The organism is Microvirga terrae (assembly GCF_013307435.2).
Classification (GTDB): Bacteria; Pseudomonadota; Alphaproteobacteria; order Rhizobiales; family Beijerinckiaceae; genus Microvirga; species Microvirga terrae.
Window position 1 is genome coordinate 5265664 of record NZ_CP102845.1, and the last position, 12939, is coordinate 5278602.

Annotated in this window: 9 protein-coding genes; 3 read left to right on the forward strand and 6 right to left on the reverse strand. The window is 66.6% G+C overall.

The window, feature by feature from the left end; all coding sequences use genetic code 11:
* Window positions 1-24 precede the first annotated feature (24 nt).
* From sppA to HPT29_RS24640, 5 genes are all read right to left on the reverse strand, one after another.
* A complete protein-coding gene (gene sppA, locus HPT29_RS24620) occupies window positions 25-990 on the reverse strand; it encodes a signal peptide peptidase SppA (protein WP_173945445.1) in 966 nt (321 codons plus the stop codon).
* Between the two features lie 244 nt (window positions 991-1234).
* Entirely contained in the window at window positions 1235-2935 is a 1701-nt protein-coding gene (gene rpsA, locus HPT29_RS24625; protein WP_173945446.1) for a 30S ribosomal protein S1, read from the reverse strand.
* A gap of 325 nt (window positions 2936-3260) precedes the next feature.
* Window positions 3261-4412, reverse strand: coding sequence for an SMP-30/gluconolactonase/LRE family protein (locus HPT29_RS24630; RefSeq protein WP_432807312.1), 1152 nt, complete (start codon window positions 4410-4412; stop codon window positions 3261-3263).
* A 282-nt stretch (window positions 4413-4694) separates the two neighbouring features.
* Complete coding sequence (locus HPT29_RS24635; protein WP_173945455.1) at window positions 4695-6005, reverse strand: MFS transporter; 1311 nt, start codon at window positions 6003-6005, stop codon at window positions 4695-4697.
* A gap of 156 nt (window positions 6006-6161) precedes the next feature.
* A complete protein-coding gene (locus HPT29_RS24640; RefSeq protein WP_173945448.1) occupies window positions 6162-6791 on the reverse strand; it encodes a 2-hydroxychromene-2-carboxylate isomerase in 630 nt (209 codons plus the stop codon).
* Window positions 6792-7016: 225 nt separating this feature from the next.
* Between HPT29_RS24640 and HPT29_RS24645 the strand changes: the two genes are divergently transcribed.
* The 3 genes from HPT29_RS24645 (at window position 7017) to HPT29_RS24655 (ending at window position 10357) form a co-directional block, all read left to right on the forward strand.
* Complete coding sequence (locus tag HPT29_RS24645) at window positions 7017-8249, forward strand: argininosuccinate synthase (protein ID WP_173945449.1); 1233 nt, start codon at window positions 7017-7019, stop codon at window positions 8247-8249.
* Window positions 8250-8541: 292 nt separating this feature from the next.
* Window positions 8542-9006, forward strand: a complete 465-nt coding sequence (locus tag HPT29_RS24650; RefSeq protein ID WP_173945450.1) for a DUF2231 domain-containing protein — start codon at window positions 8542-8544, stop codon at window positions 9004-9006.
* On the forward strand, window positions 8999-10357 hold the full coding sequence (locus HPT29_RS24655) for a PQQ-dependent sugar dehydrogenase (protein WP_173945451.1): 1359 nt from the start codon (window positions 8999-9001) through the stop codon (window positions 10355-10357). Before HPT29_RS24650 ends, HPT29_RS24655 begins: the two co-directional genes overlap by 8 nt.
* Before the next feature lie 80 nt (window positions 10358-10437).
* On the opposite strand, the gene HPT29_RS24660 is transcribed toward HPT29_RS24655, so the two are convergent.
* On the reverse strand, window positions 10438-12861 hold the full coding sequence (locus HPT29_RS24660) for a penicillin acylase family protein (RefSeq protein ID WP_173945452.1): 2424 nt from the start codon (window positions 12859-12861) through the stop codon (window positions 10438-10440).
* Between the last annotated feature and the right edge of the window lie 78 nt (window positions 12862-12939).

Here is a 12939-nt window from a genome sequence, read left to right on the forward strand (position 1 = left end):
AGTGGCTATATCTTTGACGTTGCTTTATTTTTCCGAAGGTTGCCAGACAGCCAGAAGGCCGTCAAGTTGCGCAATCTCGGCATGGGACGATGTCCGGCGGAGCGCATCGGCCACGCGCTCGAATCCGAAGAGGTCGGCTACCGTTGCGCTCATGGCGAAGAAGGACAGATCCCGGTCGCTGCTCGGCTTCCAGTCGCGAATCGGCAGATCCTTGGCCACGCCCTTGTTCTGCTCCATCCAGACGACAGCATCGCGCTCGCCGCCGATCCTGTCGACGAGCTTCATGGGCACGCCCTGACGGCCGCTGAAGACCTGGCCGGTGGAGGCTGCAGCGAGCTCGCCCTCGTTGAGCCGGCGGCGCTCGCGCACCAAGGCCTTGAACCAGTCGTAGGTGTCGTTGACCACCGCCTGCATGGCCGCGCGGGCCTCGGGCGAGGTCGGCTTGAACGGGCTCGGCTCCGCCTTGAGCGGCGAGGATTTCACCTCCTCGAGCTTCACGCCGACTTGGCCCATGAGGCCTGACAGGTCGGGATACTGGAACAGCACCCCGATGGAGCCGACGAGCGATGTCTCGCGGGCGACGATGTAGTCGGTGGCGATCGCCGTGATGTAGCCGCCCGACGCGGCCGTGCCGTCCACGAAGGTGACGACGGGCTTCTTCTCGCTGAGCCGGCGGATGTTGCGGTAGAGCTCCTCGGAGCCCGTCGTGGTGCCGCCGGGGCTGTTGATGGAGATCACGACGCCGGAGACCGCGCTCGAATCGCCCACGCGCTGCATGAGGTCGGCCAGGCGCTGGTTGCCGGTGATCACGCCGTCGACGGAGATCCGCGCGATCTGGTTCTGGATCGCCCCGTATCCCGCCCGGTCGGCGGCAGCGTAGCCGAGGGCGGCCACGGCGGCGATCAGGCCGGAAAAGCCGGCGACGCGCCAGAAGGACAGCTTGCGGCGCAGACGGCGGCGGTCGGCGATGGCTTCGGCATCGATGGACATCGATTGGTCTCTTGCTGGTTCCAAGTCGGATGAGAAGGGCAGCACCCTAGAGCGGTTTGGACGCAATTTCCAGGTGGCTAGCCCGAATCCGCTGCAGCCGAAAATGCGCCCGCGCGCAAGCAGATAGGGCGGAAAGGGAGATGGCCAACAAAAAACCCGCGCGATGACTCGCGCGGGCTTGCGGAAATGAAAATCCCCGGGCCGGAGCCCGGGGATCCATCAGTCTCCGACGTGCGGAGCCCGATTACTTCTTGTCGGTGCGGGCCTTGAGGGCGGCACCCAGGATGTCGCCGAGCGACGCGCCCGAATCGGTCGAGCCGTACTGGGCCATGGCCTCCTTCTCCTCGGCGACCTCGAGGGCCTTGATGGAGACGGTGACGCGGCGGGCCTTGCGGTCGAACTGCGTGACACGGGCATCGAGCTTCTCGCCGGCGGCGAAGCGCTCGGGGCGCTGGTCGGCGCGGTCACGAGCGAGCTCGTTGCGCTTGATGAAGGTGGTGAGGTCGGTGTCGACGATCTTCACCTCCAGGCCACCGTCCTTCACCTCGAGAACCTCGCAGGTGACGATCTGGCCCTTCTTGATCTCGCCGGCTTCGGCGAAGGGATCGCCCGCAAGCTGCTTGATGCCGAGCGAGATGCGCTCCTTCTCGACGTCCACGTCGAGAACCTGAGCGCGCACGACGTCGCCCTTCTTGAAGTCGTCGATGACCTGCTCGCCCGGACGGTTCCAGTCGAGATCCGAAAGGTGGACCATGCCGTCGACGTCGTTCTCGAGACCGATGAACAGACCGAACTCGGTCTTGTTCTTGACCTCGCCTTCGACTTCGGTGCCGACCGGGTGCTTCTCGGCGAAGGCCTCCCACGGGTTCTGGAGCGTCTGCTTCAGGCCCAGCGAGATGCGGCGCTTCACCTGGTCGACCTCGAGGATCACGACCTCGACCTCCTGGGAGGTGGAGATGATCTTGCCCGGGTGGACGTTCTTCTTCGTCCAGGACATCTCCGACACGTGGATCAGGCCTTCGATGCCAGGCTCGAGCTCGACGAACGCACCGTAGTCGGTGATGTTCGTGACGCGGCCCTTCAGCTTGGCGCCGACCGGATAGCGGGCGGCGATGCCCTCCCACGGATCGGCCAGCAGCTGCTTGATGCCCAGCGAGATGCGGTGCGTCTCGTGGTTGATCTTGATGATCTTCACCTTCACCGTCTGGCCGATGGTTACGACCTCGGACGGATGATTGACGCGGCGCCATGCCATGTCGGTGACGTGCAGCAGGCCGTCGATGCCGCCGAGGTCAACGAACGCACCGTACTCGGTGATGTTCTTGACCACGCCGTCGATGACCTGACCCTCTTCGAGGTTAGCCACGAGCTCGGAACGCTGCTCGGCGCGGCTCTCCTCGAGAACCGTACGGCGCGACACGACGATGTTGCCGCGGCGGCGATCCATCTTGAGGATCTGGAACGGCTGGGCCACGCCCATGAGCGGGGTGACGTCGCGCACCGGGCGGATGTCGACCTGCGAGCGGGGCAGGAACGCCACGGCGCCGTCGAGGTCGACCGTGTAGCCGCCCTTCACCTGGTTGAAGATCGTGCCGTTGACGCGCTCGCCGGCCTCGAAGGCCTTCTCGAGCTTCACCCACGACTCTTCGCGGCGGGCCTTGTCACGGGAGATGACGGCCTCGCCCAGCGCATTCTCGATGCGCTCGACATAGACCTCGACCTCGTCACCGACGACGACCGTCTGGTCGCGGTTCGGGCCGGCAAATTCTTTCAGGGCGACGCGACCTTCGGTCTTGGCCCCGATATCGATGACCGCGACGTCCTTTTCGATCGCGACCACCTTGCCCTTCACGACCGAGCCTTCGCTGATCTCGGAGGTGCGGAAGGATTCTTCGAGCAGGGCCGCGAAATCTTCACGGCTCGGCTGTTGCAAAGCTGCAGACATAGGTTCTCCTGAATGGCCCTCGTTCAAAGGGGCAACGCCGGCGGCTCGTGTTAACGGGCCGTTTCCAGCCGCCGCTGCCCGAGGACGCCCCTTTTAGGGCCATGTCCAGGGCATGCCGCTCTCCTGAGCGGGCCGGCGTATCATCGACGGATGGAAACGCTTGGTCCGGCAAGACTTTTCGGGACGCCACAAGGGCGCGGAACACGCGCCCTACGCTTGATAAACCGTCAATGTCCTGTCGGATGGGGGTTCTTTTATCCCATGTGGCCCCGGATCACAAGGCTTTCAAGGATTTGCGAGAATCCCCGCGGCAGCGGCCCGGCCCTCAGCCCGGCCCGGCCCCCTGCGTGTTCACGTAGACCGCGTAGAGCGACTGGCTCGCCGCCATGAACAGCCGGTTGCGCTTGGGCCCGCCGAAGCAGATGTTGCCGCAGACCTCGGGCAGGCGGATGCGACCGATGAGCTTGCCCTCCGGCGTCCAGACGGTGACTCCGTTGTAGCCGACCGCCCGGCCGGCATTGCTCGAGGCCCAGAGATTCCCGTCCACGTCGCAGCGCAGGCCGTCCGGCCCGCATTTCACCCCGTCGATCATGCAGTCGGAGAACAGCCGGCGGTTGGAGAGCCGGTTGTCGGTGCCCACGTCGAAGACATGGATGTCGCCCTTGCCGCCCGGCCCCGTGTCGCCCGGGCCCTTGCCGGTGCTCGCCACGTAGAGCCTCTTGTAGTCGGGCGAGAAGCACAGCCCGTTCGGGTCGGGCACCTGGTCCTCCGTGACCACGAGGTCGACGCGGCCGCTCGGGTCGACCCGGTAGCAGTTCGTCGGCAGCTCGCGCCGCACCGTGCCGATGCCGACAGGCTGGCCGAGCTTGGGATTGAGCCGCCCGCCCGCATTGCTCGGCCCGCCCTGCACGTCGGGTGCGCCCTCGTAGAGCTGTCCGCCATAGGGCGGGTCCGTGAACCAGTAGCTGCCGTCGGGATGGGCCACCACGTCGTTGGGCGAGTTGAGGCGCTTGCCCTCGAAGGAATCGGCCAGCACCGTGATGGAGCCGTCGAGCTCGTAGCGGACGACCCGCCGGGTGAGATGCTCGCAGGAGAGCTGGCGGCCCTGGAAGTCGAAGCTGTTGCCGTTGGAGTTGTTCGACGGCATGCGGAACACGCTCACGCGGCCGTCGTCCTCCAGCCAGCGCATCTGGCGGTTGTTGGGAATGTCGCTCCAGACGAGATAGCGCCCCTGGGCGTTCCAGGCCGGCCCTTCGGCCCAGAGCGTTCCCGTCCACAGGCGGGTGATGGCGCTGTTGGGCTGGGCATATTGGTTGAAGAGCGGATCGACCGTGATCACGTCCGGGTCGGTGAAATAGGTCGTCGGCGCGCCCCTGGGGCTGAAATCGCGCGGGGGATTGGTCACGGTGCTGGGCGGCTGGGCGGGAGCCTGGGCCAGGGCGCGGCCTGAGCTCGCTGCCAGGGCCCCTGCCCCCATGGCCGTGATGAGACTGCGTCTGGACAGGACAGCACGGTCCCCGCCCGGTGCATGGCGTTGCGAAGTCATGGATACCTCCCTCTGTCGGCGTTCTTGTCGCCCACGGGTCAGCCCGACCGCGAGTCTCGCTTGGGGATTAGAATCTCATATTTCCGCCAAGCTGGAACTGCTCTTTGGAGGGATCGACAAGCCCGCCGCGACAGGCGGGGCCTGAAACGAATCACCCCCGCTTCAGGGAAGCGGGGGCGTGAACGGGAACGGCCGACGCCGGAGAGCCGGCCCTCAATCCTCGTGGATCAGGCTGTGCTGGCGGGTGTCCCGCATGCGCAGATACACGACGAGCGAGATGGCGATCATGGCGGTCACGTACCAGAAGAAGCCGTATTCGATCCCGGCCTGCTTGAACCAGAGCGCCACGTATTCGGCCGTGCCGCCGAAGACCGTGTTGGCGATGGCATAGGGCAGCGCGACGCCCAGCGCCCGGATATGGGCCGGGAACATCTCGGCCTTCACCACCGCGTTGATCGACGTGTAGCCGGTGACGATCACGAGGGCCGCCAGGCTGAGGGCGAAGGCCACATAGGGGTCCTTCGTGCCGGCGAGCGTCGAGAAGATCAGGTAGGTGAACAGCACGCCGAGGATGCCGAAGCCTACCATCAGGGGCTTGCGGCCGATCCGGTCCGACAAGGCGCCGGCCGCCGGCTGCAGCACCATGAAGACGAACAAGGCCGCGGCCGTGATCTGGCTCGCCGCCTCGCGGGAGAAGCCCGAGGTGTTGACCAGGAACTTCTGCAGGTAAGTGGTGTAGGCATAGAAGGCGAGAGTGCCGCCGGCGGTGAGCGCGATCACCGTGAAGGCCTCGCGCGGATATTTGGTGAAGAGCGCGAGGCCGCTGGAGCGGGGCGCCTTCGCGTCGTTCGCCTGCGCGCCCTGCGCGTTCTTGTAGGATTCCGTTTCCGCCAGGCCGCGGCGGAGATAGAACACGATCACCGCGAGCACGCCCCCGATGGCAAACGGGATGCGCCAGCCCCAGGCTTCGAGCGACGGCTCGGTCATCACCTGCTGCAGGATCAGCAGCACGGCGAGCGCGATCAGCTGGCCCGAGATCAGCGTGACGTACTGGAAGCTGGAGAAGAAGCCGCGCCGGCTCTTGCCCGCCATCTCGCTGAGATAGGTGGCGCTGGCGCCGTATTCGCCGCCGACGCTGATGCCCTGGAGCAGGCGCGCCAGGACCAGGACGATCGGGGCGAACACGCCGATCCGCTCGTAGCCGGGCGTGACGGCGATCATCAGCGAGCCCGTGCACATGAGCGTCACCGACAGGGTGAGGCCGGCCTTGCGGCCCCTCCGGTCCGCATAGATGCCCATGATCCAGGCCCCGATGGGGCGCATGAGGAACCCGACCGCGAAGACCGCGGCGGCGTTCAGGAGCTGGGCGGTCTGGTCGCCCTTGGGAAAGAAGATCGGGGCGAAATAGAGCGTGAAGGCGGAATAGACATACCAGTCGTACCACTCGACCATGTTGCCGGCCGATCCGCCGAGGATCGATTTGAGGCGGCCTTTCTGGTCGGCGACACTGTTTTTCATCAACATCATGCGTCTCGTTTTCCAACGGGGGCATGCACTCCTGGCGAAGGAGCGCACGGCTTTTGCGGTGAGGATGGAAGGATTGTCGGACGGTGCCGGCGATTGGCGTCTCGCTGCGGCCTTATCTCGTCGGGGTCGACATAGAGCCAGCTTGACCGTGGGTCAAACCGGCCAGTCCGAGCGCCGGGCCTGGGCGACCGCCCAGTCGAGGGCCTGTTCGAGCCGGTCATTGCCCCAGAACATCTCCCCATCCTCGGTGAAGAAGGTCGGAGCCCCGAAGAGGCCGCGGGACTGCACCTCGTCGCCCATCCGGCGCAGGCGCATCTTGTTGGTCTCCCCCTGCGCGTCCGCCAGGATGGCCTCGGACTCGAGCCCCAATTCGGACAGGATCCCGGCCAGCACCGCCGGATCGGCGATGTCGCGGCACTCGCCGAACTCGGCCGTATAGACGGCCTTCGTGAAGGCCGGCGTCCAGCCGGGCTCGACGCCGACCAGCGCGACGCGCGCCGCCAGGAGCCCGTTCTGGGGAAAGGTCTTGGGACGGTAGAAGGGCAGCCCGCACCGGGCCGCCTCCCGCTCCATGTCCCGCCACATGTAGCGCCCCTTGACCGGATAGGCCGCGAAGGGCGAGGTCTCGAGGCCCTGAGCCTTGAAGACGGGGCCCAGCAGGAACGGGCGCCACAGGAGCCCGACGCCGGCCTCCGCGGCGGCCTTTTCGATGCGCATGGCCGCGAGATAGGAATAGGTGGAGGCGAATTCGTACCAGAATTCGAGCTGCGGCTGACGGATCATGGACGCCTTTCACTGCCGGATGCCTGGAGGAAGAACGGGCCGCCTCCCGGAGCCGGCTTTTCGCTCCCGGATCCGACCTATCGCATTCCCTGAAGTTATGGCAGCCCCTGGCTTTCCGGTCAGGAATGCAACGGACACATACCGCCTTCCCCGACCAACAAGGAGCTTTCCCTTTGAGGCCCGATGTTCTAAGTCGCGAGCACCCTTATCATCGGAACCTTTGCTATGGCTGAGAAGCGCGTGAACAAGGTCGTGCTCGCCTATTCCGGCGGCCTCGACACCTCCATCATCCTCAAGTGGCTGCAGACCACCTATGGCTGCGAGGTGGTGACCTTCACCGCCGATCTCGGCCAGGGCGAGGAGCTGGAGCCCGCCCGCAAGAAAGCCGAGCTCTTAGGCATCAAGCCGGAAAACATCTTCATCGAGGACCTGCGCGACGAGTTCGTGCGCGACTACGTGTTCCCGATGTTCCGCGCCAATGCCCAGTACGAGGGCCTGTACCTGCTCGGCACCTCCATCGCCCGGCCGCTGATCGCCAAGAAGCAGATCGAGATCGCCGAGAAGGTGGGCGCGGACGCCGTGTCCCACGGGGCCACCGGCAAGGGCAACGACCAGGTGCGCTTCGAACTCGGCTATTACGCCCTCAAGCCCGACGTGACCGTGATCGCCCCCTGGCGCGAATGGGATCTGCGTTCCCGCGAGCAGCTCATCGCGTTCGCCGAACAGCACCAGATCCCGATCGCCAAGGACAAGCGCGGCGAGGCCCCGTTCTCCGTCGACGCCAACCTCCTGCACGCCTCCTCCGAGGGCAAGGTGCTTGAGGATCCCGCGCTCGACGTGCCGGACTACGTCTATTCGCGCACCAATGATCCCGAATCCGCCCCCGACAAGCCGACCGTGATCCGCATCGAGTTCCAGAAAGGCGACCCGGTCGCCATCGACGGCCAGAAGCTGGGCCCGGCCGATCTTCTCGCGAAGCTCAACGAGTTCGGCAAGATCAACGGCATCGGCCGCCTCGATCTGGTCGAGAACCGCTTCGTCGGCATGAAGAGCCGCGGCATGTACGAGACCCCGGGCGGCACGATCCTTCACCTCGCCCATCGCGGCATCGAGTCGATCACCCTCGACCGCGGCGCAGCCCACCTGAAGGACGAGCTGATGCCGAAATACGCCGAGCTCATCTATAACGGCTTCTGGTTCTCGCCCGAGCGCGAGATGCTCCAGGCCCTCATCGACAAGAGCCAGGAATTCGTCACCGGCGAGGTGACGCTCAAGCTCTACAAGGGCGGCGTCCACATCATCGGCCGCCAGAGCCCCTACACGCTCTACGACCAGGACCTCGTCACCTTCGAGGAAGGCGCCGTCGCCTACGACCACCGCGACGCCGCCGGCTTCATCAAGCTCAACGCCCTGCGCCTGCGCACGCTCGCCCAGCGCAAGAAGAAGCTGGGGCTGTAAGCGACGAGACGACGGGATGCTGCAAAATGGCCGGGCCTGTCCCGGCCATTTTCGTTTCCGACACCGCGTTGCTTCGCGACGGTCCATCTGTCATCTCGCCTCGATGTCATCACCGGCCCAGTGCCGATGATCCCGATGATGAGCCCGGCCATGACGTGGGAGGGTGTCGGCGTCCGCGTGCAGCCAATCCCCGTCCTGTCGCGTTGATGTGAGAGTGCCCTTTGGGGAGAGCGGGGAACTTAAGGGAAACTCAGCCGTAGAGATAAAAGTCTCATCGCGCGAGGGAGGCCCGATGCCGTCGTTCCATGTTCCGTCCCGGCCGTCGCGAGCGGCGGTTGCCGGGCATACGATCCAGAGATTGCTGGCGTCGTTTCCCGTCGCGTGCTTCATCCTCGCGCTCGCCGCCGACATCGCCTATTGGCGCACGTCGAACCTGATGTGGGTGGAGTTCTCCGCCTGGCTCCTGCTCGCGGGAATCACCGTCGGGGTGGCGGCGGCCGTCTTCGGGGCGCTCTATTATCTGGTCCGCTTTCGGACCCGGGCCGTGCGGTTCGGCTGGCCGGCCGCCATCGGCACCCTCGTGGTCCTGCTCCTGGCCTTCTTCAACAACCTGGCCCATGCGGCCGACGGCTGGACGGCGGTCGTGCCCTGGGGCCTGACCCTGTCGGCCCTCACGGTGCTGGCCCTGCTCGTCACGCTCTGGCTCAGCACGTCGTTCGCCTATGGACCTGCCCTGGGAGAGCACGCCTATGACTGATCGATTCCGCGTCCGGCCCTTTTCCGCGCTCGCGGGACCGTGCCTCCTGGTTCTGGCGCTCGCCGGCTGCAACGACGGCAACGGAACCTTCGACATCGCGAGCCAGATCGGCCCCGACCCGGTCCTGCCGGTGCCCAGCACGGAGCTCTTGCCCGACCTGAAGGTCGCCGAGGTGGTCGGCTGGAAGGACGGACAGGCGCCGAAGGCGCCCCAGGGGATGACCGTGACGGCCTACGCCCGGGACCTGGTCAGCCCGCGCTTGGTGCGCACCCTGCCGAACGGCGACGTGCTCGTCGTCCAGTCGCGGGCGCCGGAGGGCAAGCCGCTGTCGCGGCCCAAGGACTACATCCGGCAATGGATCATGGCCATCGCCAAGGGCGACAGCGGCGGGCCGAAGAAGGAGAGCAACCTGATCACGCTGTTGCGCGACACCAACCGCGACGGCACGGTCGACGAGCGCCACGATCTGCTGAAGGGACTGAACTCGCCCTTCGGGGTGGTCTGGCACGAGGACATTCTCTACGTGGCCGCCGCCGACGCGATCCTGGCCTATCCCTACCGGCTCGGCGAGACCGCGATCACGGCCGCCCCCCGGGTGCTGGCGCCGTTGCCCGGCGGGCCGATCAACCATCATTGGACCAAGGACCTGGCCCTGAGCCCCGACGGCCGGTTCCTCTACGCGTCGGTGGGCTCCAACTCGAATGCGGGCGAGCGCGGGCTCGAGGCCGAGAAGGGCCGGGCCGCCATCTGGCAGGTGGACCGCGCCACCGGCCTGTCCCGCGTCTTCGCGTCGGGCCTGCGCAATCCCAACGGGTTGACGTTCCATCCCGAGACCGGCGTTCTCTGGACGGTGGTGAACGAACGCGACGAGCTCGGCCCCAACCTCGTGCCGGACTACCTGACCTCCGTGCAGGAGAACGCCTTCTACGGCTGGCCGTGGAGCTATTTCGGCAATCACGTGGACGAGCGCGTGCACCCGCCGCGCCCGGACATGGTGCAGAAGGCGGTGAAGCCCGATTACGCGCTCTCGAGCCACGTGGCGGCGCTCGGCCTGACCTTCTCGATGAATTCCACCCTGCCGGAGCCCTACCGGAGAGGCGCGTTCATCGGCGAGCACGGGAGCTGGAACCGCACCGCGTTCAACGGCTACAAGGTGGTCTACGTGCCGTTCGAGAACGGCCGCCCGTCCGGCAAGGCGCAGGACGTGGTCACCGGGTTCATCGAGGGCGACCAGGCCCGCGGCCGACCCGTGGGCGTGACCATCGACGGGACCGGCGCCCTCCTGGTCGCCGACGACACGGGCAACGTCGTGTGGCGCGTGGCGGCGAGCACCCCGGCTCCGAGCCAGTAACGGCAAGGGCGGATCGTCGTCAAAAAGGACCGGCTGCGCGCCGGTCCTTCTCAGAGCCCACAAGCCTGGCAATTCGGACCCTAAGGCGTCAGCTGGAGGCGCTCGCTCGCGGCCTTCTCCACCGCGTCCCGAGAATAGACCAGCGGCACGTAATCGCCGGTCGCCCAGAGCGGCGCGAGATCGCGATAATGCGGGCTGTAGGGGTTGCCCGACTGGCCGGGCGTGTTGATGGCCCGGCTGGCATCCCAGTTGCCCACATCGAGCACCATGCGGAACGAGGCCCCGGACGTCACCTTGAACGTGGACGTGCTGTAGCCCGCCGCGTGCGGCACGTTGTTGCCGCCGCCCATCACCAGCGGCCCGACGGTCATCTGCGCCTGGGTGGCCTTGTCGGCCAGCGGCTTCAGGGCGTGGCTGAACTCGGCCTGGTGCAGGTTGCCCCACTTCCATTGCGCCATGTCGTCGCCGAGAAGCTTGCCGACCTCGTCGGCCGCCGCCGTGAGACTCTGGAGCAGAACCCTGTCCCGGGCCGTCGCCTGATCGGCCCCGAGAGCCTGGTCGGGCTTCTCCAGGTAGTCGACCACCGCCGAGAGGCTGCCGTTCCCGATGATGGCGCGCGCCGCCTCGGGCGTGGTCGCGGCCACCGTGGCGCGGCCGAGATGCTTGCTGGTCCAGACCTCGAACAGGGCCGCGCCGGCGCTGTCGGCCGTCTCCCGGGCGTCCCAGTTCTGCAGCAGCTCGAGCGCGGCCCGCTGCTTCGGGTCCTCGGACCGGAGCGGCTTCACCAGGGCCACGAGCCTGCGGCCGAGCATGCTCGTGTCGTCGTTCTGCAGGTCCATGGCGTCGGCCAGGGTGAATTTCGGCTTCGCCTTCAGCACCTCCGTGATGCGCTCGAACCGGGCAGGATCGGCCCATTGGTCGAAGCCGATCCGGCGCTCGTTCACCGGATAACCCGGCGGCAGGTTGTTCTGGTTGGCGGTCGCGAAGAAGCCCTGAGCCGGGTTGTACTCCTTGGGCAGGTCGGCCAGGGGGATGAAGCCCTCCCACTCGTAGCGCCCGTCGCCCGGCACGGGCATCAGGCCGTCATAGCTCGCGCGCCTCGGCGTGAGGCCGCCCGGGACCCAGCCGATATTGCCGTCCGTGTCTGCGTAGACCTGGTTCTCGGACGGAGCGCCCCAGCGGTTCATGGCCTCGAGGAAGCCGTTCCAGTTCTGGGCCGTCATGTAGTCCGACGAGCCGAAATACGCCGAGGTGCCGGGATCGAACCAGACCGACCGCATGGCGAAGGCCCGCTGGCCGGCATCGTCCTTCGACAGAACCGGCCCGTGGCGCGTGAAGAGCAGATCGACATTGCGCGGCTGCTCGCCCTTCACCTCGATGGTCTCGCGCACCACCCTCATGTCCTCCCAGCCGTCGCGGAACCTGTACTGGTTGGCATTGGCCGGGTTGAGCTCGTAGACGTAGAGGTCCTCCTGGTCGATGGCGAAGATCGTCAACCCGAAGGCGATCTTCCCGTTATGCCCGATGGAGACGCCCGGCAGCGCCGGCTCGCCGGCACCGATCACCGACATGCCGGGCGCGTTCAGATGCACGATGTAGCGGAGGGACGGCACCCCGTGGGCGCGGTGCGGATCGTTCGCCAGGATCGGCCGGCCCGTGGCCGTCCGGGAGCCCGACACGACCCAGTTGTTCGACCCGATCCGGTCGATGTTGGCCATCGCCTCGTTGAGGAAGTCCTCATGGGTGTCCAGGGAGGCCTTCTTCTGCGGGGCCACGAACGAGACGTCCTTGGTGCCGAGTTCGTAATCCTTCAGCACGTCCTTGGGGATGGAGCACGGGTCGAGGCCGGCCGGGACCTTCGTCTGCCACTCGGGCTCGAACTTGGTGCGCAGGCGGTCGGCGTCGAGGCCGGCCGCGCAGGCGACCTGCGCGCGCCGCACCTCGGAGGCCACGTTGCGGGTCAGGCCGTGGCTGCGGATGCGGACCACGTCCTCAGGCTTCCACAGATCGGGCTGCGTCCCGGCGATCCTGAACTCCGCCGGCGCCGGCCGCGTGCCGTCCCGGACCTCCTGGACGAACGCGTTCACGCCGGCCACGAAGGCTTCCGTGTAGGTCTTGGCGTTGGGCCCGTAGGCGGCCCATTCCTTGTCCATGTCGCCGCGATAGAGGAACATGCGGGCGGCCCGGTCCTGCTCCGCATAATCGGGGCCGAAATCCTTCGCCAGCAGGCCGAGGCCGCGCTTGCGCCACAGGTCGATCTGCCAGAGCCGGTCGCGGGCCGCATTGTAGCCCTGCATGAAGAAGGTGTCGTGCTGGTTGGCCGTATAGATGTGCGGGATGCCCCAGTGATCGACGATGATTTCCGCCGGCGCCTGCAGGCCCTTCACCTGCTGCGACGTGGTCCGGACGGCGCTCGACATGTCGGCTACGGCCGGAATGGCCGTGCTGGCGAGCAGAAGGCCCACATACGGCATCAGGCGTGCGGTTCCGGTCAAAGCTCCCATCGCGTTCTCCTCCCTGAGCGACATCGACCGTTCCCTTTTTCTCCAGGATCGGAGTGGCGTCGGGAATCGATCACCTGC